We start from the raw sequence: 21025 nt of genomic DNA, 5'->3' as shown, positions 1-21025 counted from the left end.
GGATTTGGCCACCGCCGCTAACATCAACAACGAGCGAACGAGCCTAGGGTCTGCCCTGAGGTCGATTCGGAAAGAGCGCAATTGGAGCCTTTCCGATATGGCAACCGCGACGGGCCTATCCGTATCCAGCCTTTCGAAGATCGAGAATGGCCAGCGCTCGCTGACTTATGACAAGCTTGTGCAACTGGCGGAAGCGCTGTCGGTGGACATATCCCGGCTCTTTACATCCGGCCCGGCCAAGCAGCCGGTGGCTCAGTTCGCGGGGCGCCGCAGCGTCCACCGCGGCGGCGACGGTTTCGAAATTGGTGCAGGCGTCTATACCTATGAATATCTGGCGCATGACCTCATAGGAAAGCGGTTCACGCCGGTCCTCATGGATATTCACGCGCGGAGCATCGACGAGTTCGAGGAGTTCGTCCGCCACGAGGGCGACGAACTCGCCTATATTCTTGAAGGCGAGATCGAGCTTCACACCGAGATTTACGCGCCGCTCCGCCTCAAGGCCGGCGAGAGCGTCTTCTTCGACAGCAAGGTGGGCCATGCCTACGTCAATGTTGGAGACGGGCCCGCAAGGATCCTTTGCGTCGGCTCCGAGGCGGAGGCCAAGGACGGCGACGGCGTCATTCCTTTTGCCCAAGATCATCGCAAGTCCTCGCTATAGCGGTGCACACCCTCTCGTGATCCGATTTCCTCTTTGTCCCGGTATTGACATATAGGCAACTGTTAGGACATATCGTCCAATCGCTATGGGCGGTGGGAGGAAAACGCGTATGACCACGAAGGGCTCGCTCAAGGCGCTGACTTCACTCAGCTGCTTGGCGTTTTTCGCGCTCGCAGGTTCCTTAAATCCGGTCTTCGGCGCGGAAACGCAGTCGCCCCTCGCCTCTCCGGTAACGATCGGCACCTTTCTTGCACAGGCAGAAGAAGAACTCGATGCCGCCACGCAGGAGTCGAGCCGCGCGGACTGGGTCCATGCAACGAATATTACGCCCGACACCCAATGGCTCAGCAGCCTTGCCCGCGAGCGCCTCGCTACCCTCACCTTGCGCATCGCCAGGGAAGCCACGAGCCTAGACCAGGCTTCCGCCACACCTGTCGAGCGGAGGAAGCTGGATGTGCTCAAGCGCATGACCACCGTTCCGCCTCCTGCGGAAGCGGGCGCGGCGTCGCGTCTGGCTGCGCTTCAGACATCGCTGAGCGGTCAGTATGCGACGGGATCCTTCGTCTACCAAGGGCAGACGCTCTCGCTCGGAGATGCCGAAGCGCTGCTCGCAAAGACACGTGACCCCGAAGAGGCGCGACAACTCTGGGAAGGTTGGCGCGACAGTGCGAAGAAGCTCAAGCCCGACTATGTCGCCATGGCGGCCCTCGCCAACCAGGGCGCGCGCGACCTTGGCTATGCGGACATGGGCGAATTGTGGCGATCGGGCTATGATCGCAGCCCAGCGCAGGTCGAAGCGGAAATCGATGCCGACTGGGACAGGCTGCGTCCTCTTTACGCGGCGCTGCATTGCTTCATGCGCAAGAAGCTCTCAGAGCGATACGGGCCGACCGTTCAACCGCGCACCGGCCCCATTCGGGCCCACCTGCTCGGCAATATGTGGGGCCAGAACTGGGGCAATCTGTTCGACATCGCAAAGCCGGGCCCACTCGATCGGCCGGATATCGATGTCTACCTCCAGAAAGCGAATTATGACCCGGAGCAAATGGTCAAAACGGCCGAGAATTTCTACGTTTCGCTTGGCTTCGATCCCCTGCCGGCGAGCTTCTGGACATCATCGCAATTCGTAAAGCCGAGCGACCGATCGGTCGACTGCAATCCTTCGGCCTGGACAATCGACAATGGAACCGACGTGCGCATCAAGATGTGCATTCGCGTCACCCGATCGCAGTTCACCACGATCTACCATGAGCTCGGGCACGATTTCTACAACCTCTCCTACGCCGACCAGCCCTTCCTGTTCCGCAGGGGCGCGGACGAGGGATTCCACGAAGGTATCGGCGACTTCATTGCCCTCTCCGCGACATCGCCGGCCTATTACAAGACCATCGGCGTCCTCCCGGGAGATGCCGCGGAAGGCGACGATATCGGGCAGCTGCTCCAGATCGCGCTCGATAAGTTACCCCTCCTGCCCTTCGCCATCGCGCTCGACAAATGGCGATGGAACGTGCTCGCGGGCAAGATATCCCCCGACGAATACAACCGGAGCTGGTGGAAGCTCGTGGGCGAATATCAGGGAATGGTTCCTCCGCGGCCGCGCCCCGACGACGGGTTCGATGCGGGGGCCAAATATCATGTTCCCGAAAATGTGCCGTACATCAGCTATCTGAAGGCGCGCCTCTACCAGTATCAGTTTCACGAGGCCGCCTGCCGCATCGCCAAGTGGAAGGGCCCGCTTCATCGCTGTTCGATTTACGGCAACAAAGAGGTCGGCGAGAAATTGCGCAAGACGCTGGCTCTCGGTGGGTCGAGTCCGAATTCCGAGGCACTGGAGATGTTTACCGGCTCGTCCGATGCCGATCCGCGGGCCATGCTCGCCTATTTTCAGCCGTTGAAGCAATGGCTCGATAAGGAAAATGCCGGTGAACGTTGTGGCTGGTAGCTCTGTCGCAATCGGCTGCGGGGCAAAGACCCGCGGGAAAGCCGTGACATCTGAAAGCCGTAAAGGATCTATGCCATGCAGCTGGTAGACGTGCTTCTCACGGTCCTCGGCGCTGCGGCGATCGTATTCACGGCCCTGCTGGTGCGAAGGTGGCGGCTGGCCCCCGTGCGACCGCGCGTCGAGGGGATTGCCCTCAGCGCCGTAGCAAACTTCTTCGATGCCCTCGGGATCGGTTCCTTCGCTCCTTCCACGGCCTATCTCAAGATCAGGCGTCTCACCCCCGACGAAATGATCCCGTCGACGATGATCGTTGGTTATACGATCGCGACGGTCGTGGAGGCCTTCGTCTATATCATATCGGTCGAGGTCGATCCGCTCCTGCTCTTTTCCTGCATCGTGGCATCGAGCCTCGGAGCGATCGCGGGAGTTGTCGTCGCCCCGCGCCTGCCCGTGCAGGCGATCCAGACGACGATCGGCGTCGGCCTTCTCATTGCGGGCACGCTCTATGCCCTCTCGAATCTCGCCCTCCTGCCGGGCGGCGGCGCGGCGACCGCATTGCCGGTCCCCCAGCTCATCCTGGTCGTCGCTTTTTCCTTCCTGCTCGGTATTCTCACCAACCTCGGCATCGGCAGTTTCGCGCCGACATTGATCGTGCTCAGTCTGCTCGGCATGGATCCGCTCGCGGCCTTCCCGATCATGATGGGGTCCGCCGCTTTCATCTTCGTCGCAAGCGGGACGACGATTGTCCGCAAGCGGCCGATCGACCTCGGCCTTGTCACCGGGATGGCCATCGGCGGAGCGCCGGCAGTGCTGCTCGCGGCCTATCTCATCAAGTCGCTTCCGCTTTACGCGCTTCGGTGGGGCGTCGTCGTCGTTGTCGTCTACGCTGCCGTCCTGATGCTGCGGTCGGCGCTCCATTCGCGCCGCGAAGCCGCAGACGGTCGCATTGTGGCCGCGCCAACTGGCCGTATCGGTCCGGCGGGCGAAGCATGACGCCGAAACCACAATATCAATTTCCAAGGGAGATTTAAGTTGGACCTTCCCGACGTATCGCGACGCAACATCCTGCTCGGCGTCGCCGCAGCGGCTACGGCGGCTGCACCCGCCACCGCGCACGCCCGCAGCAAAACCGCGGCAGCGCCCAAATTGGCCGGGATCGACCGCAGCGAGGAGCGCATGTTGGTAGGCCCCGGTGGGCAGCAATTCCGGATCCAGATCGGACATCCGCATCCGATCGAGGAGGGCCTCCCGCTCATGATCCGCGGCCGCAAGCCCGTCCCCATCTATGTCCTCGACGGCACCGAGAATTTTCCGATTGTCCTGGGACTGACCCGAATGATGCAGTGGGGCGGTTCCGTGCCGCCCTGCCTGATTGTCGGCATCGCTTATGCCGACGCCGAAAAGGCCGACAAGGCGGGCCGACGGGCCCTCGATCTGACACCCAGCGCCAACGGCCCGTCGGACGGCAGACGTTTTGGCGGCGCCGCCGAGTTCCGCGCCTTTATCGCGACCAAGGTCAAGCCGCTCATCGAAAGCGAGTTCGAAGTCGACGCCGCGCAATCGACGCTGGTCGGCCACTCGTTCGGCGGCCTCTTCGTCCTCGACACGGCAGTTCAGCAACCCGATCTGTTCGCCAATCTGCTCGCGCTTAGCCCCTCGCTGTGGTTCGACAAGAATCTTGTGCTGAGGCAATTGAAAGAAGCCCTGCAAAGAGGCGCAGCCTTCCCGCACACCGTGGCGCTTGCCGGAGCCCTCGAACAAACGGTCTCGGAGGCAAAGTATAATATGACGCGCAACGTTGAGATCCTTGCCGAATATGTCGCCGCTGCCGGCCGGGGTGACAGGGTGTTCGCACGCGCGCTCGCGGATACGACCCATCACACGATTCAGGGTCCGGGACACACCTTCGGGCTGCGCAAACTGCTCGACCCCACACCGCCGGCCATCGGCGCAGGCTGTGTCGTCGGCCTTTAGGTCTCGCAGCCCGATAAGCCGGAAGTACCCCCCTGGGCCGCAACTGCGTCCCATACAGACAAGGATCGCAACCGATGACGAGCTTCGCCAAGAGTCGCCGCGACATCATGAAACTCACCGCGCTCGGCGCGCTCACCGCCGGGCTGGTGTCACGGACCGAGAAAGTCGCCGCGATGCAAAGCGGGGCCAATCCCAAAACCATCATAGCTCAGCTGAAGGCGATCCCCCGCAACAGCGAGGCGCTCCTGCTCCCGGCGGATTACGGCGGCGTCGACCGCCCGCCCGCGCCCGCGAAGACCGACATGCTTTCGCGCTCGTGGCACCAGAGCCGAATGAAGTCGCTCTTCGAAAAGACCGCCGAGCTCGGCGTGAGCGCTGTCCTGCTACGAGGGCCTTCCAACGTCACCTATTTCACCGGCTATTCGTTCAGCAATACCGAGCGCCCGCAGGCCGTCTTCATGAATGAAAGCGACGAAGCGCCTTGGTACTTCCATCCGATGGTGGATCATTCGCTTGTCCGCGACGGCTGGTTCGGCGGCGACCGCATCTATTTCGACTATCCGCATGCGGAAGGCGGCTTCCCGAACAAGGGCAAGGTCGTGACATCGCCCGGCATCGATCTCATGGAGTATATGCTCGAAGGCATCAAGGAGAAGGGGGTCAAGGGCACGAAGATCGGCATCGACGGCGAGCTTTATGCGTCCGAACTCGCCAAGTTCAAAAAGATCCTGCCCGACGTCGAAATCGTCGATATCAGCGATGCCGTCCTCGCATTGCGCATGGTCAAGACGCCCGAGGAGCTGGCCCTGTGGAGCCGCGCCTACACCTATCACGACCGGGCACAGGCTTTCGCACGCGACTATCTGCTGACCTTCGGGACCGACATCACCGACCTCGAACTCAAGTTCGCCACCGAGCTTTGGCTGCGCGACACCCTATATTCGGAACTCGACCTCGCAGGCGGCCTCCCCAACCATGGCGTGGGCTCGATCGGCGAGGTCGAAGTTCGCTCGGGGCCGGTCAACGGCTATCCGCATCCCAACCAGCCCTATTATTCGCAGGTCCTGCGCGACGCGCCGCTGCAGGTGGTGACCTATGTCATGGTGGGGCTTTGCGGCGGCGAGAATTACCGCATGTACCAAGTCGCGAACAAGGCCGGACGCTTCGATCCACACGGAACGAAACTCTGGGAGGTCAGCCGGCACTGCTGCGATATACAGCGGGAAATGCAGAAGGCCGGGGCGGTCTGCGGCGACATCGCTTATGCCGTCCACAAATATCAGGTCGACAATGGCATGAAGGATTACATCTTCACGCGTGCCTCGCACGGCCAGACGACCGAGGGCCATATGCCGCCCTTCATCGCGCTCGGCGATCGCACGGTGCTACCGAAAAATTCGGTGATGTCCGTCGAACCCGGCCTTTACGATGCGGTCCGCAAGGTCGGTTACAACTGGAGCGACAGTATCGTGACCGGCGAGGCCAGCGGTTATGGGATGAGCCGCACCCCCTATTCGAAGGACTGGCTGTTCGTGAAGCTTTGACGGGACGAACCGGATAGGGTTGATGCCGATGGAACTTGAACCGGTCGACCGGGACCTTCTCGACGGTGCATTTGGTGCCGCCTCCGCGCATGCAATGGCGCTCCTCATCCGATATGGCGAGGTATTCGGCGCAGAGCGCTTCATTTCCGTGAACTCCGCCCACATCGACGGGTGCCTCTATCACGGGCCATCGAGCATCGACTTCGTTCGGCGCTTCGTCGACCTCGGCGGACGCGTCCGCGTACCGACCACCTTGAACGTCGCGGCGGTCGACGTCGTCCATCCCGGCTGGCACCAGGGTCCATCCGAGCTGCTGTCAGAGCAGGCGCTGTTGACCGCGCTGCACGAAGAGCTGGGCTGTGTCGCGACCCTCACCTGCGCGCCCTATCAGCGCATGCTTAGACCGCGCATCGGCGAGCATATTGCCTGGGCGGAATCGAACGCGATCGCGTTCGCCAATTCGGTGCTCGGCGCGCGCACGGACCGTTACGGCGATTTCACCGACCTCTGCGCGGCGCTCACGGGGCGCGTGCCCTATGTCGGCCTTCACCGGACCGAGAACCGCCGCGCCACGCTGGTCGTGCATGTTCCCAGCGTTGAGGACACAGGTCTGGCGCGCGATCTCTATTTCGCAGCCATGGGATATGTGCTCGGCTCGCGGTCCACCGACCATGTGCCTGTCATGATCGGTCTGCCGGCGGATGCGAGCGAAGACGAACTCAAGGCGCTGGGCGCATGCGCCGCCTCGGCAGGTGCGATCGCACTGTTCCACGCAGTCGGGATCACTCCCGAAGCCGAAACGCTCGCACACGCAACCGGCAACTCCGATGCGGATCTGATCGAGATCACCTTTTCACCCGACGACCTGCGCGCCGCCGTACGATCCCTCTGCCCTTTGCGAGAGGGCGAAGAGGTGGCTGCCTTGTGCCTCGGCACCCCGCATTATTCGATCAGTGAGTTTGAATCGCTCGCCCGCGTAGTTGAAGGACGACGGGCAGCGGCCGGTGTCGAGGTTTATGTCTCCACGTCACGCGAGATCGCGGCGCATGTCGAAGAAGCCCCCAACCTTGCGCCCGTGCTTGCCTTCGGTGCGCACCTCGTCGTCGATACATGCACATATCTCGCGCCAGTCGTGCGTGAAACCACCGGCGCGATCGTCACCAATTCCGGAAAATGGGCGCATTATGGGCCAGGCAATCTGCGCCGGCGCGTCGGTCTGATGAGCCTCGAAGATTGTGTGCGATCGGCCGAGACCGGGCGGGTGGTGCGAAAATGAACCTCTCATCGCTCAGAACGCTCAGCCCCGGCACGGCGACCGGTCCCCTTGCCCGGCTCTCTGCGCCACTGAGCCTGTGGGGCGGCCTCGACCTCGACGACGGCACGATCTGCGACGTGAACCACCCGGAGCATGGCCAATCGCTTTCAGGTAAGGTTTTGGCGATGCGCGCTGCGCGCGGCTCTTCCTCCTCCTCGAGCGCGCTCGTCGAAGCAGCGAGACGCGGTGTCGCACCGTGCGCAATCATTCTCGTGCGTCCCGATCCGATCCTGGTGATCGGCAGCCTCGTCGCGGCTGACCTCTATGGGATTCAAATCCCCATCGTGCTGGTAACGGAAGATCAGTGGGACATGCTTCCATCCGCCGGCAAGGTTATTGTCGAAGCAACCGGGGATGTCAGTTGTTTGGATATCGCCAGCTGATCACAATCAGCTGTGCATTATCTCCTGGCCGGTTGGAGCCTGTCAGCTTTTAGAAATCAAATAGAGAGAGCGGACGTTCTAAGACGCGTCAGAGCGCTCGCTCTCCAGGATAACGAGATTTGATCGTTAGACTTCGATGCCTTCCGCCAGAGTCAACGCGTCTTCAACGTCGACGCCGAGGTACCGCACGGTATTTTCAATCTTGGTATGACCGAGCAGAATTTGTACGGCACGTAGGTTACCGGTTGCCTTGTAAATGATCGAGGCCTTCGTTCTGCGCAGAGAGTGCGTCCCGTAATCTTCGCTTCGAAGGCCAACCGCCGTTACCCATTCGTCGACGAGACGCGCATATTGACGCGTGCTCATATGGGCAGAGTGGTCGATCCGGCTGGGAAACGCAAAATCCTCGATCGATCCGCCGCGCCGCTCAAGCCATGCCAAGAGGCTTCCACGAGCATCCGACATGATCTCGAACTGAACTGGTCGACCGGTCTTCTGCTGAATCACCATCGCCCGTGTTCTCAACTCACCGCCGGTGACAAGGTCGCCGATCTTGATCTTCACCAGATCGCAGCCTCTCAGTTTGCTGTCGATCGCAAGATCGAAAAGTGCCCTGTCTCGAAGCCGATGCTCTCGATCCAGGTGAAAGCGAATAGCCCAAATCTGCCGTGGTTTTAACGGCCGCTTTGCGCCAACCTTTCGACCGGCATTCCACGCCGGTCGCGGAGGTAAATAGTCGAATTCTGACCTACCCATGATCGTTCTCCTAAGGCCAAAATGGCCAAAAAGGGAAACGCATGGGTCAAGCCGGTTGGCTGCTTGCAGGCAGCCAGCTTTGAGGCTCCAAACAGCGAGAGCGGACGTTCGGACTGCCCAAGCGTTCGCTCCAGTTCATGTGATGCGTTCGATCGACAAGTCCTGATTTAAGCCTCGCTGTTTCCCGTTGCTGCCGTTGAACCGGTTACGGACCGAAACTGAAATTCCAAACTTAAAAACGGGGGAGCGAAAGCAAGGCAATGGGTGGAAAACCAACGCTTGTTATGGTCAGGTAATAGCGCCGCGACGCACCTTGCTCCCTGGCGACCACATGAAACCAGACCCAGAAACGGTATGTGCCGGCATTGATCCAGTCGACGATCTGATCGGCGAGGAACAGGCTCTCGCCCACCTTCACCGCGGCGATATGATGCGTCCGGCCATTACCGGCACCTTCGCGGACGGCGACAATCTCATAGTCGGCCATGTCTTGAAGTCCGATCCTCTTGCGCGGGCCAGCTAGTAGCGAACCGGAACGATGCGGATCCGGTCGATAGCGCCAGGGGACGCGCGCGACCGGGCGATAGCGGCAGCGCGAAGTTCATCGAGCGCGATGGCTTCATAGCCGTTTTCATCGGGCTGCATGGGAAGGTCGGTTTCGACGACAAGAATGACCTTTCGGGCGAGGCCGTCGATCTCCCACTCGAACCAGCAGCGGACGATGTGACTGGCACCTTCTCGATCATCCTCCATGCGGCGCATCCCGGACAAGCGATCGTGCGCGAAGCTCGCGCTCGACGCTCGCATAGCCGGCCTCGCTTCTGGTCGCGACCGCGATGGGACGCCCGCTCAGAATTGCGTCTTCGGTGTTGAGAAAGTCGAGCGCCGCATCGCGTCCGCCAAGCAGCTGGAACGCCAGCGCGCTGATCGCGCCTTGCCGCTGCGCATCCTCCGGCGCAAGGGGTGTGATCTTGCGATTTCGCCGAAACGGGTTTGTACGCGCGCTCGCCAAAGCGGTGCGCGGCTTATTCTGCTCAGACGTCATTGGCTTGTTTTCCTTCGGCTCCACTGCTGGAGCCTTGGCGCCGGAGCGCGGCACGCGCGTCGTCGATACTCGAATATCGGAATGGCCCGACCCGGAATTGTTCAACATATGTGTGGACGATGCCTACTTCCGATAGCGACCGAAACGGCTGGAGATGCACCGCATCGGCTGGATGCAAATCGGGCAAAGCGGACAACTTTGCCGCAAGCGCGGCCAGCTTGTCCTCGTCGAGACCAAGCGCGCGGTAGATATCGCGCCCGATAACCCAGATATCCTCCTGGACCGCGGCAAGTCGGCCGACGACATCCTCCAAGCCGAAGGCCGCCCTTTCCTCCTCGGTCATCGCCAACGCCTCGTTGACGAGCAACTCTGCAATCAGCGTGTCGCCAACAAAAACCGGGTAGTCGTTTGCCGGATCGGAAACAGGTGGGTCAGCCTTCGGACCAACATGCTCCGGCGTGATAACCCCTGCAAAGTCGTCGGCCAGCCCACGGCGCTCGCGATACTCATTGATCCGCTTCGCATAATAGCGGGGCAGATCGAAGTTCGGAAGCAAGTGACCGTCGCGCCGGGCTTGGCTTACCGCAATGAGCGCCATCTGGTGATGATAGAGAAGTTGGTTGAGATCCATGTCTGCTCCCTTTTGCGGGAGCGCGATTGTCTCTCAGTCACCGGCATGCAATGCCAAGCCGGGGATACCCTCATGTGGGCGTCCGGATGCTGCATTACAAGCCATATGCATGTCGAAATGTCCTGATCGGACCTCAGGCGTCCCGGGCGAACATCGACCTCGTGCTCTCGGCCGACCAATTTGTCGACAAACTGAAAGGCAAGGAATTCCTTGATTTTTTGAGATCGCTGACTTATACGTGGATCGCTAACGTCGCCTGCGACGGAAATTTGATGCCCCCGCGGGGGTCGCTTCTTCCCTTCTCACGCTTCCAGCTCTGCCGGTGCTTTTGCCGGCGGATACCCTGTTTTCGTGAAAGGAAACATCCATGCCGATCGGCAACGTCAAATTCTTCAACAGCGACAAGGGCTATGGCTTCATCGCAGCCGCGGATGGCTCGGGCGACAGCTTCGTCCACATCACTGCCGTCGAGCGCGCCGGGATGGCAACGCTGAACAAGGACCAGCGCCTCAGCTACGACCTTGAGACCGGCCGTGACGGCAAGGTTTCAGCCGTAAATCTCGAAACGGCCTGACGCGTCGGGTGGCCAAGGAAGAACTTCTCACCCTTGACGGGATGATCGACGAGATTCTGCCCGACGGGCGCTTTCGCGTCGAACTCGCAAATGGCCACCGGCTCATTGCCTATACCGCCGGACGGATGCGGCGTTTCCGCATCCGCTCGGTGGTGGGCGATTCCGTGCGCGTCGAAATGACGCCCTATGATCTGACCAAGGGCCGCATCGTCTATCGCGATCGCGGCCCGGGGAATCCTGGCGCTCCAGGCAAGCGCCGTTGAGAACTATAGTCAAGGATTTTGACATTTTTCAGAGTAGCACCATTTTCTCCAGCCTGACCGGCCTCCTTCTCGGCGGACGATCGATGCGCCGCGCCGTTGAGGCAGGGCGTAGGCCAACGCTCTCACGCCGCGAACTCGGGCGTATTGCCCCCTATTGATTGGTTGAACGAAAGGAACGCGCCGTGGCAGTAACAAGTGATCATTATCGCGAGCAAGCCGAACGGTGCGAAGCGGAAGCCGCCAAAGCAGATCTTGCGCAGGTCCGGCAGCGCAACCTTCGCTCGGCAGCCGCTTGGCGAATCATGGCAGCTCGTCAGCTGAAATCCGAAGAGGCGCGCGCCGAAAAGGATCGCCTTGCAGCCGAAGTGCGCAGGCAATGCCTCGCATAGCGGTCATCCGCACATTGGAAGCGGCGCGGAGGAAACCTTGACCGAGCCCGTCATGCCTGGACCTCCGCACCCCCAAATCTCACCTTCGGAGCAAAAAGAGATCATTCGAGCAGCGCTCGAGACTCTTCATCCGCACATCTTTATTTCACGACCCAATCCGATGCAGGCGCTAACCTTGGCCGACCACATCGAACGGGTTCTGATCGAAGCCATAGGACCGGCCGCGTGCAATAATCTCAGGGCGGTCCCGTGGATTCTTGCCGACATGGCGGCAGCGGCCGCGGGGAAGCTTGACGAAATTGTCAAACGACGTTGCGAGATATCGGACCCCGACGCGTGAGACATTGACATCCCCGAGAGGCCATCACGCATCCGCGCCATATTCAATTCAGGATTCCGCCATGGATATGAACCAGCTTCTCTATCATCACCAAATCGCACTGATGGCGGCGGATTTGGCGCCGGAGGACGGGCAGCAAATGGAAGCCCTCAATCTCGCCCGCCACTATGTCAAGCGGATGAATCGCTTCCGACACCGTCGAGGCCTATCGCCAGACTTCACAGGTTACAGCGCGCAATAGCCGACGCTAATCTTTCTTGGCACGGCTGCGCTGCTGCTGGACCGCGATGGGCTGAAGCTTCAATTGGACTGGGAGATTTCCGTGCATAGCATCAAGGTGGCAAACAGCACGAAAGGCCCCGTTAAGCGGCGGCCCGTTTCGCCCGAGAAGGAAGTCCCACCGCATCCCGACCCCGCGCGCCGCCTCCCCGAACAAACCGAACATAAGAACGGCTTCTCTCCCAAGCCAACGCTCCAATAGGCAGACGCGACCGGGGCTTGGCCTCGAGGTCAACATCCAGCTTGTTCGACGGCTGACATTCGACGTTAAAGACTGCCGAATTGGCTAGACATACCGTGAGATAGGCCTAGCTTTCGGAAACAGAGGCTCTCCCCGCGACCCGGAGAGCCGACGGGGCTTCCTTTGGTCACGATCTCAGAGGACTGAAAGGGCTCTGTCGAAAGGTAGAGCTCTTTTAGCAAGCGAGTACCAGAATCCCATTATTTATGGCACTTCAGGACCGTCCTGCGGCAGATATCGCGCGCGGTGATCCGCCGATGAACGGATCGGTTTAAACGCAAAGTGATCGCACTCCGCGGCTCCAGCTAAATGGCCGCTTTCAGGCACAAGCCATTCGAGGCCGAAACGGCCGACATCGGGCGCACAGCAGTCACCACAACAAGATTCATTCTGGATCAATCTCCCTCCTGACTCTTGCCCTGCCGTAGCGGAGAGCTATGCTCACTTCCGCATCGGGTGTGAGAAGCGCGGTGCCGGGGATTGAGACACCCGCTTGACGATCACGGATTTTTGCCATCCCGCCGGGTGGCCGCGACGCATGTCCAAGCCTTCGGGCCAAAGGTTGCGGCCTCGTCGTCAAGCGAGACTCAACACCCGGCTACCTGCCGTCTCCTTCCGGGCTGGAAGGCAGACCTATGGATTATGACGATGACGACGACCGCCGCCCCGCGCTGAGCAATGGGGAATCGATACCGCCCGGGGACTGGGAAGGATTCGGTCGCGCCGCGCGGACCGAGGCGATCCTTGCCGAGCAGCGCCCTCGCCTCACGAGCTTCTTTCGCCGCAACGCGCATCCGCAGGATGTCGCCGATCTCGTTCAGGAGAGTTTTCGACGCTTCTTCAGCGCGAAGGGCTATTTCCATATCGGCGACAAGCCGGGCGCCTATCTCGCGCAAACTGCGCGCACGCTTCTGAGGGAACGCGCGCGTACCGGCGTGCGGCGCCAGCATTCGGCGCATCACAGTTTCCAGGAGGAAGATGTCGCTGGTCCCGATCCGCATAACGTGCTCGAAGCGCGCGACCTCCTGCGACGCGCCGAGGAGGCTCTCGCAGACCTCGATGCCACCACACGGGATGTATTCCTTATGCACCGCGTCGAAAATCTCAGCTATTCTGAAATAGCTCGAATCAAAGGCATAGGTGTGAAGCGCGTGGAAAAGCTCATCAGCAAGGCCGTAACCGCAATCCGCAAGGCGCGAGACCGGCAATCGTGACGCGGCAGCAGCGGGAGGCGGACGATTGGGTCGGCCTGATGCATGGCCCCGATGCCGACACGCACCGCGAAGCGTTCGAGGCGTGGCGCCGCGAGCCCGGCAACGCCGCGGCCTATGCCCGTTCGGCGGAGGCCTATGCCGTGGGGTCCAGCATGTCGCCGGCGCGCGTTGAGGCAATGGCGCGGACGAAGGCCCGGAAGCGCGCCAAGTCGCAATGGGGGCTCGCCACTGCCGCCGCGCTGGTGTTGGTTGCAGGTAGCGCGCTCTATATGCAGTCACTGCACGACGAAACGCGCACGGCACAGTCACCCAATGCGAGCGAAGAACGGCAACTCGCCGACGGTACCAAGGTCATTCTGACTGATGGCGCAAAGATCGAAACCCAGTTCACGACTGGGCGCCGCGTCGTCATCCTCACGAGCGGCTCCGCACGTTTCGAGGTCGCGCACGACGCCTCGCGTCCGTTCACCGTCATCGCCGGCCGTTCGGAGACAACCGCGCTCGGCACGGTCTTCGAGGTGGATCTGCGAAACGGCCCTCCGCGCGTTCGCCTAGTCAGCGGCCGCGTCGAGGTACGTTCGAGCGGCGGCGGCGCCGCGCTGCGGCTCGAGCCCGGCCAGAGCGCCGAGGTGCCGGCCGAGGGACCGAAGGTGGTCGGTATGATGGTGAGCCCCGTCGCGACCAGCCTGCTCGCGGCCGACAATCTTCCGCTCGGCTCGGTGCTCGAGAGCGCGAACAAGGTGAACGCGAAACCGGTCCGCCTCGCCGACCCGGCCCTTGCGACGCTCCCGGTCTCGGGGCGCTTCGATCTCGCGGACAGCGGCGCCCTCGCCCGCAAGCTCGCGGCCGCCTTCGGGCTCGCGGTCGACGATCGGACGGACGAAATCATCCTCGCCGCAAAATAATTCGCACGCAGGGGGGAAATTTTCGCCCCCCGGCATTTTGCACCCCCGGACGGCCATCACGGCCGCGACCGGGAGGGTGAGAATGCGAATGAAATATCTGGCCGCGATGATGGCCTCGACCGCAGCGCCGGCGGCGCTCCATGCGCCGATGGCGCACGCGCAAACCGACCAGCGCATATATGACATCGCGCCGCAGCGCCTCGGCGATGCGCTCCGCAAATATTCCGAAGTGTCGGGCCGCGAGGTGGTACATTCGGGAAGCCTGACCGAAGGCAAGCGCAGCGGCCGCGCGCAAGGCCGCCTCACCCCCGACGCCGCCCTCACCCGCCTGCTTTCCGGTACCGGCCTGATCGCCGAAATCGTTGATGGCGCGCTCGTGATCCGCGAGGGAAACGGCGATGCCGGGGCGGACCTCGCTTCGACTGACGCGGACGGCGATGCGATCGTCGTCACCGGTTCGCGCATCCGCGGCGCCGGGCCGATCGGCTCGCCGGTCGTCACGCTCGATCGTGCCGCGATCGAGAAGGCCGGCTATGCAACGGTCCAGCAGATGCTTCAGTCGTTGCCGCAAGCCTTTGGCGGCGGGCCGAACGAGACGGTCTCGGGAACGACGACGCGCAACGGCGGGGGAAATGACAGCAGCGGCGGGTCGAGCATTAACCTGCGCGGGCTCGGGACCTCTTCCACGCTCGTGTTGATCGATGGCGCCCGGCCAGCCCTAGGTGGGATCGGCGGCGTCTTCGCCGACATTTCCCTGATCCCGGTCAATGCGATCGACCGAGTCGAAGTGCTCACCGATGGCGCCTCGGCAATATATGGCGCGGACGCCGTCGCGGGCGTGGTCAATATCCGGATGCGTACTCGCTTCGAAGGCGCGGAGACGCTGCTGCGAGCGGGAACGGCGGATGGCGATATGGGTGAAATTCAGGTCGGCCAGGTTTTTGGCAAGCACTGGGGCGGCGGACGCCTCGTCCTCGCCTACCAGTTTTCCGACCGCAGCGCGCTGCCCGGCTCGAGGCGCGATTTCTTCGCCGAGGACCTCCGGCCGTTCGGGGGGCCGGATTATCGATCGCTCTATGCTGCGCCGGGGACGATCACCGCGGCCAACGGTCAGCGCTTCGGCATCCCCGACGGACAGGATGGTCGCACCCTGGCGGCGTCGGCGTTGCTTCCCGGGGTCCAGAACAAGCGTGACCAGCGGCAGGCGAGCGACATTCTTCCTCACCAGCGCACGCATAGTCTATATGCGGCAGGCGAACTCGCGATCACCGAGGGTCTCACGCTCCGGGCCAATATTCTTGCTGCCGAACGTCGCTTCCGGAAGGTGGCCAAGAGCGATTATCTGCAGGCCGCGCGAGTGCCGGTAACCAACCCATACTATATCGATCCGATTGGCACCAATCAGCCGGTGACGGTCACCTACAGCTATGTGAACGATCTCGGGCCGCAAATCGACACCGGCAAGTCGCAGGGCATCACGGCGTCGGCGGGACTGGAACAGGAGGTCGGCCGATGGCGCATCCAACTGGGCGGCGCATTCGGCAGACAGAAGAGCACGCTCGACCGCCTCAATGTCCCTAACCGCGCACGATTGGCGGCAGCGCTCGCGGACGCCAATCCGGCCACCGCCTTCAATATCTTCGGCAACGGCACCGCTAACAACCCGGCGACGATCGACCGCATCCGCGGTAGCTTTTCCTCGGTCGACGACTTCGAGAGCTGGTCCGCCGCGCTCCGCGCCGACGGGCCGTTGATGCGGCTGCCCGGGGGTGATGTGCGCCTCGCGATCGGCGCGGAGTATCGACGTGAACGCTACGATACGGTGTCGATCAACGACATCAGCGCGCTTACGTCCTCGATCGACGATTTCGACTATTTTCCTGGGCCGCGCCATGTCCGCTCGACCTATGCGGAGCTTCTGGTGCCGATATTCGGACCGGACAACGTGGTTCCCGGCTTCCGGCGCCTCGACCTCACGGTGGCGGGACGCATCGAGGATTACAGCGATGTCGGCCGTACCGCGAACCCGAAGTTCGGTGTTCGCTGGGAGCCGCTTGACGGCATTGCACTGCGCGGCAGCTACGGAACATCTTTTCGTGCCCCGGCCTTTGATGAACTCGTCGGTCCCGCGATCTCGCTGTACACGGCGGAGCAGGTGCCCGATCCCGCTTCACCAACCGGCGTGTCGACGGTGCTCGCATTGTTCGGCTATGCGCCGGGCATCGGCCCCGAGAAGGCAACGACCTGGACAGCTGGGTTCGACCTCGCGCCGCCCTCGATCCCCGGGCTCAAGGCCTCGCTGACCTATTATGAGGTCGACTATAAAGGGCGGATCGGGACGGCCAGCGAGGACTATACCCGCTTCCTCGCCAACCGAGACCTGTTCGCAGGCGTGGTCCAGGACAACCCTCCGCTCGCGCTGGTCCAGAGCTATTTCGATGCACCGACCTTCTTCAACGTCGTAGGTGCCGCGACGACCGACATCGTCGCAATTCTCGACGGCCAGATCCGCAATCTTTCGCGCGAGCAGCAGAAGGGGCTCGACTTCGACCTCGGCTATGCGCCCGAACTTGCCGGCGGCACGCTCGATATCGGCTTGGGGGGAACGCATATCTTCTCGATCCGACGCCAGCTCACGCCCGGGGCACCGGCGGTCGATGTCGTCGGAACCTATGCCAATCCGGCCCAATGGCGGCTTCGCGGTCGCCTCGGCTGGTCGAAGGACGGCCTTTCGGTCGGCGGCTTCGTCAATTATATCGACGGCTACCGAAATCAGACCGCGAACCCCGTGCAGCACGTTCCCTCGTGGACGACGGTCGATCTGAATGTCAGCCAGAAAATCGGCGGCGACGATAACGGGCGAGGTTTGTCGCTGGGCCTCAGTGTCCTCAACCTGTTCGACAAGGATCCACCGCTCGTCTTCAACCGTAGCAACACCTCTGCGCTCGCATACGACCCCGAGAAAGCGAGCCCGATCGGCCGCTCGATGGCGATCCAGGCGGTCATTCGGTGGTAGGGCGGTACGCCCTGTCGCTCGCCCTGCTGGCCGCGGCGTCGCCTGCGGCCAGCCAGGTGACGCCGCGCGAGATCGCCGAGATCGCCGATATCTCTGGGCTGGCAGCTTCTCCTGACGGACAATGGCTCGCCTATCGCGTCGAACGACCTTCTACGGCGAACAACCGGATCGACGCCGAATGGTTCATCGTCGCCGCCGACGGAAGGACAAACCCCCGTTCGCTGGGGCATCTTGGCGCCGCGCTATCCAATGACGCGGGCAGCATCCTGCCCGGCGAAATCGGCTGGACGCCGGACAGTCAGACGGTCGTCGTTCGTGCGCTCGTTGACAACCGGGTCGGCCTCTGGAAAAGCACTATCGACGGCTCTGGCTTTGCCCCAGCGATCGTCGCCGATGGCGATATCGAAAATTTCGCGCTTCTTCCCGACGGTGCGCTGGTCGTCAGGCAGCTTCCCTCGCGCGCCGAGACGTTGCGCGCCGAGGAGCGTGAACGCGAGGCCGGCGTTCTGGTGGATGGCCGCACCGACCTTGCCGCTCCCCTCTTCCGGGGCGGGATCGTGAACGGTCGCCACGCGACGCAGCGGTTCACCGGCGACTGGTTCGACCGCGCACCCCTCCTCGCCCAGGGCCCTCCGATCCTGCGAACATGGAAGCTCGACACCCGCGAGGAGCGCCCGCTGTCCGAGGCAGCAATTTCGGCGCTGGCCGATCGGCCAACCCTGGAACTTCCTGCCGCTCCGGCTGCCGCCCTCGAGGCTGCTGGCGCGTGCATTACAGGTCCGGCGTGCGCCGACGCCACGCTACGCCTCTCCTCGTGGATCGGGGCCCCGGGTGGCAGGATCGTAACGACCCTCCGGGACGGCGCTTATCGGCAGACGCTTTATATTTGGACGCCAGAGACCGGCAATATCCGGAAATTGGCGTCCGGCGAAGGCTTGCTCGCGGGCAACCGGCTGGAAAGCACAGCCTGCACTCCTGTCCCGCGCGCAGTTTTCTGTGTCGAAGCCGCACCCTCGATCGCCCCTCGCCTCGTTCGCATCGGCTTCAACGGGCGCAAGACAATCATCGCATCACCCAATGGCTATCCTGACGACGACGGGCTCGTTGCCGAAACCGTCGCGTGGCAGGTGAGCGGCAGCCGTGCGTCGGGCGTACTTATCCGCCCGAAGATCCCCGGGCGGCTGCCGCTCTTCGTCACCTATTATCGATGCACGGGCTATCCGCGCGGCGGACTGGGGGATGAATGGCCACTGCGGGCACTTGCCGCCAGTGGAATTGCGGCGCTCTGCATCAATGCGCTCCCGGGCGGCGCGAAGGCGGAGGATCGATACGGGCTCGCGATGGCCGCGGTTCGTGCAGCGATCGACGAACTCGACCGTCGGGGGATCGCCGATCGCAAGCGCGTCGGAATGGGCGGTCTCAGCTTCGGGAGCGAAGTCACGATGTGGATCGCGACGCACAGCGACATGCTCCGCGCAGCCTCGATCGCCTCGCTGCAGATGGGACCCGCCTATTATTGGTTCAACGCGCGGCCCGGGCGCAAGATGTTCGCCGAGAATCTCGAGCAATATTTCGGCGTCGGGTCCCCCGACGACGATCCCGACGGCTGGCGGCGAATATCGGTTGCGTCGAATCTCGACAAGCTCGGAGCGCCCTTGTTGTTGCAGCTCCCCGAACATGAGGCACGTCAGACCGTCGAATTGATTTCGAAAGTCGCGACTGCCGAGATCGGCGAGACGCACATTTTTCCGCTCGCACCGCATATCAAGGTGGAGCCTCGACAGAAGCTGGCGGCCTACGTCCGCAATCTCGACTGGTTTCGCTACTGGCTGAAGGATGAGAGCGACCCTGATCCCGAAAAGGCAGCGCAGTATCAGCGCTGGGCCGCCATCCGTGCCGCACGCGACGCACTCTCCAGCGAACGGAGCCAACGTTCGATATCCGCAATCTCGAGCAACCGGAAGTAATCGTGATCGCCAGAGATGCCGTCGCGAGCAAGATAGGCTTCAATTGCGGCGCGGTTGAGATAACCGAGTGCGGCCAGTCGGCCGTCGAGCAACAGGTCACGAAGTGCGGGCCGCTGCCGCAGATAGGCAGCGCTGCAGGCGCTCTCGAGCCGCCCCTTGCCCTTGCGCCATATGACCGACGCCGGAAGACGCCGCGCGAAGGCCTGCCGCGCAATCGCCCGGTCGCGCCCGCCGGTGAACCATGTCCAGCTCGGAATAGAGAGGCATAGTTCGACGACGGGCTGCGATAGCAGCGGGGCGACGACGTCACGGTCTGTCCAGCGGTCGGGTCGATCGAGAAAGTCGAGGATCCGGCGGATAGCGGCGACATGTTTACGCTTGCCCCGCGGCGCGGTCTCCGGGGTATTGTCCCAAGGATGGGCGAGCGGTTGATCGGGCATCGCCTCTTCCCGACAAAATTGCGTTTCGCGAACCCAAGGGGATCGCGGACCGTCGCGCCATGCACGCCACGAAAGCCGCACCGCCTGCCAGAGTGTTGCCTCGCTTGCCTGGGCAACATCCCGGAGCGCAGCGAAACTCGTCCCGGATACGCCGCACGCCTGCAACGCGTCGAGGACGGGGGCAACCGACGTGTCAAAGTCGAAGACATTGTCGCCTCCGATTCCTCCGAAGATCGCGGCTGACCTGGCGCCCACGGCTTGTTCAAACGCGAGATCGAGCCCGCCAAGCACGCCATAGGCTCCGGGACGCGGCCGCACCAGGCGCGGCACCCCCACCAGATCGATCGCCGCTTCGTCATTGAGCAGTCCGTCCAGTTCGCGGCCCAAGTGCGCGGCGACTGTCGAAGCGAATGCACGCTCGTCTCCGTCGGCGGCGGCGGTGGCGAAATTGATCGCGGAAAAGTCGGCGCCTGCGGCGTCGAGCGCCGCCGCGACGATGGATGAATCGAGGCCCCCCGAAAGTTCCAGCAGGATTTCGGCCCGGCCCGCGCACCAAGCCCGTGTGCAGTCGATGATCACCGTCTCCAATTGCCGCGCGAGGTCATCCACGGAAACCGCCGGCTGGGGAGCGATGTAATTCCAGGGCGACCATGTCTCCGTCGTCGCGGCCGCCGTGCCTGTCCAACCAAGCCGGCAGCCTGGAAGCAATTCATTCACCCCCGAGACGCCGGTGCGCTCGGTGCGCAGATTGGGATAGGCGAGACTGTGCGCGACAAACGCTTCGTCAACCGCAAGACCGCATCCGAGCTCGGAGAGGAGCTCCAGGCTCGTCGAGCAGAGAACCCCCTCTTCTTGTCTGGTCCAGTAGAGCGGCAATCCGGTCAGCGGCGCTCTCTCGATCGTCGCCGAACGCCCCGAAGCGCCGAAAGCGAGGTAATTTCCCCAGCCTTCAGGCGGGCAGCCGGGACCGGATCCGCTGCGGGCAAAGCAATCGCCCAACAAGATCGAGCCGTCTTCCAGACTCCGGCTGGGCAGGTCCGGCGAGCAATAGAGATGCAACGACCCGCCTTCATGCAGCGGCGCCAAGCCGCAACGTCTCGCCGCGCTCGCAGCCCCGCCGCGGCTTGCCGGCGCTCCTAGCGCGGC

22 protein-coding genes are annotated in these 21025 nt (G+C 62.6%); 15 read left to right on the top strand and 7 right to left on the bottom strand.

The annotated features are described in order from the left end of the window. Positions 1–4 precede the first annotated feature (4 nt). The 7 genes from GGC65_RS21285 (at position 5) to GGC65_RS21255 (ending at position 7819) form a co-directional block, all read left to right on the top strand. The gene (locus GGC65_RS21285; protein WP_192648978.1) at positions 5–661 is read left to right on the top strand and encodes a helix-turn-helix domain-containing protein; all 657 of its coding nucleotides are present in this window, start codon (positions 5–7) and stop codon (positions 659–661) included. A gap of 109 nt (positions 662–770) precedes the next feature. Then, complete coding sequence (locus GGC65_RS21280; protein WP_192648977.1) at positions 771–2603, top strand: M2 family metallopeptidase; 1833 nt, start codon at positions 771–773, stop codon at positions 2601–2603. A gap of 75 nt (positions 2604–2678) precedes the next feature. After that, positions 2679–3596 (top strand): sulfite exporter TauE/SafE family protein, encoded by a 918-nt coding sequence (locus GGC65_RS21275; protein ID WP_192648976.1) that lies wholly within the window; start codon positions 2679–2681, stop codon positions 3594–3596. Positions 3597–3635: 39 nt separating this feature from the next. Next, positions 3636–4577 carry an alpha/beta hydrolase gene (locus GGC65_RS21270; RefSeq protein ID WP_192648975.1) on the top strand — a complete coding sequence of 314 codons (942 nt, stop codon included), beginning with the start codon at positions 3636–3638 and terminating at the stop codon, positions 4575–4577. Positions 4578–4651: 74 nt separating this feature from the next. Then, complete coding sequence (locus GGC65_RS21265; RefSeq protein ID WP_192648974.1) at positions 4652–6121, top strand: M24 family metallopeptidase; 1470 nt, start codon at positions 4652–4654, stop codon at positions 6119–6121. 22 nt (positions 6122–6143) lie between these two features. Further along, positions 6144–7397: an aconitase X gene (locus tag GGC65_RS21260; protein WP_192649668.1), complete on the top strand. Its 1254-nt coding sequence runs from the start codon at positions 6144–6146 to the stop codon at positions 7395–7397. After that, positions 7394–7819 (top strand): aconitase X swivel domain-containing protein, encoded by a 426-nt coding sequence (locus GGC65_RS21255; RefSeq protein ID WP_192648973.1) that lies wholly within the window; start codon positions 7394–7396, stop codon positions 7817–7819. The genes GGC65_RS21260 and GGC65_RS21255 overlap by 4 nt, the downstream gene beginning before the upstream one ends. Before the next feature lie 126 nt (positions 7820–7945). Here the strand turns inward: GGC65_RS21255 and GGC65_RS21250 are convergent, their stop codons facing one another. The 5 genes from GGC65_RS21250 to GGC65_RS21230 all read right to left on the bottom strand — a co-directional run bounded on the left by GGC65_RS21250 (position 7946) and on the right by GGC65_RS21230 (position 10251). Continuing rightward, positions 7946–8575 (bottom strand): tyrosine-type recombinase/integrase, encoded by a 630-nt coding sequence (locus GGC65_RS21250; protein WP_136174220.1) that lies wholly within the window; start codon positions 8573–8575, stop codon positions 7946–7948. Positions 8576–8807: 232 nt separating this feature from the next. Next, complete coding sequence (locus tag GGC65_RS21245) at positions 8808–9062, bottom strand: hypothetical protein (protein ID WP_192648972.1); 255 nt, start codon at positions 9060–9062, stop codon at positions 8808–8810. 32 nt (positions 9063–9094) lie between these two features. Then, entirely contained in the window at positions 9095–9328 is a 234-nt protein-coding gene (locus GGC65_RS21240) for a hypothetical protein (protein ID WP_168707828.1), read from the bottom strand. Then, complete coding sequence (locus GGC65_RS21235) at positions 9318–9620, bottom strand: DUF2384 domain-containing protein (RefSeq protein ID WP_192648971.1); 303 nt, start codon at positions 9618–9620, stop codon at positions 9318–9320. The genes GGC65_RS21240 and GGC65_RS21235 overlap by 11 nt, the downstream gene beginning before the upstream one ends. After that, positions 9610–10251: a hypothetical protein gene (locus tag GGC65_RS21230; RefSeq protein WP_192648970.1), complete on the bottom strand. Its 642-nt coding sequence runs from the start codon at positions 10249–10251 to the stop codon at positions 9610–9612. The genes GGC65_RS21235 and GGC65_RS21230 overlap by 11 nt, the downstream gene beginning before the upstream one ends. Positions 10252–10618: 367 nt before the next feature. On the opposite strand from GGC65_RS21230, the gene GGC65_RS21225 reads away from it, so the two are divergent. Continuing rightward, positions 10619–10825: a cold-shock protein gene (locus GGC65_RS21225; RefSeq protein ID WP_054728090.1), complete on the top strand. Its 207-nt coding sequence runs from the start codon at positions 10619–10621 to the stop codon at positions 10823–10825. Positions 10826–10833: 8 nt separating this feature from the next. After that, positions 10834–11088 carry a translation initiation factor IF-1 gene (gene infA / locus GGC65_RS21220; protein WP_192648969.1) on the top strand — a complete coding sequence of 85 codons (255 nt, stop codon included), beginning with the start codon at positions 10834–10836 and terminating at the stop codon, positions 11086–11088. Positions 11089–11210: 122 nt separating this feature from the next. Here infA and GGC65_RS21215 read toward each other — a convergent pair whose 3' ends face one another. Next, complete coding sequence (locus tag GGC65_RS21215) at positions 11211–11465, bottom strand: hypothetical protein (RefSeq protein WP_192648968.1); 255 nt, start codon at positions 11463–11465, stop codon at positions 11211–11213. Positions 11466–11514: 49 nt separating this feature from the next. Between GGC65_RS21215 and GGC65_RS21210 the strand changes: the two genes are divergently transcribed. The 6 genes from GGC65_RS21210 to GGC65_RS21185 all read left to right on the top strand — a co-directional run bounded on the left by GGC65_RS21210 (position 11515) and on the right by GGC65_RS21185 (position 19439). Then, positions 11515–11817 carry a hypothetical protein gene (locus GGC65_RS21210; protein WP_192648967.1) on the top strand — a complete coding sequence of 101 codons (303 nt, stop codon included), beginning with the start codon at positions 11515–11517 and terminating at the stop codon, positions 11815–11817. Positions 11818–11878: 61 nt separating this feature from the next. Next, a complete protein-coding gene (locus tag GGC65_RS21205) occupies positions 11879–12058 on the top strand; it encodes a hypothetical protein (protein ID WP_192648966.1) in 180 nt (59 codons plus the stop codon). 914 nt (positions 12059–12972) lie between these two features. Next, positions 12973–13551: an RNA polymerase sigma factor gene (locus GGC65_RS23785; protein ID WP_192648965.1), complete on the top strand. Its 579-nt coding sequence runs from the start codon at positions 12973–12975 to the stop codon at positions 13549–13551. Beyond that, positions 13548–14456 (top strand): FecR family protein, encoded by a 909-nt coding sequence (locus GGC65_RS21195; RefSeq protein WP_192648964.1) that lies wholly within the window; start codon positions 13548–13550, stop codon positions 14454–14456. Before GGC65_RS23785 ends, GGC65_RS21195 begins: the two co-directional genes overlap by 4 nt. 82 nt (positions 14457–14538) lie before the next feature. Continuing rightward, positions 14539–17472, top strand: coding sequence for a TonB-dependent receptor (locus GGC65_RS21190; RefSeq protein ID WP_192648963.1), 2934 nt, complete (start codon positions 14539–14541; stop codon positions 17470–17472). After that, complete coding sequence (locus GGC65_RS21185) at positions 17466–19439, top strand: Atxe2 family lasso peptide isopeptidase (protein ID WP_192648962.1); 1974 nt, start codon at positions 17466–17468, stop codon at positions 19437–19439. The genes GGC65_RS21190 and GGC65_RS21185 overlap by 7 nt, the downstream gene beginning before the upstream one ends. Here the strand turns inward: GGC65_RS21185 and GGC65_RS21180 are convergent. Then, complete coding sequence (locus GGC65_RS21180) at positions 19346–20965, bottom strand: asparagine synthase-related protein (protein ID WP_192648961.1); 1620 nt, start codon at positions 20963–20965, stop codon at positions 19346–19348. The two genes, GGC65_RS21185 and GGC65_RS21180, sit on opposite strands and share 94 nt — an antisense overlap. Positions 20966–21025 lie beyond the last annotated feature (60 nt).

It is taken from the genome of Sphingopyxis sp. OAS728 (genome assembly GCF_014873485.1).
Lineage (GTDB): Bacteria > Pseudomonadota > Alphaproteobacteria > Sphingomonadales > Sphingomonadaceae > Sphingopyxis.
Note: the sequence above shows the minus strand (reverse complement) of the source record. Positions and strands in the feature narration are given on the sequence as shown.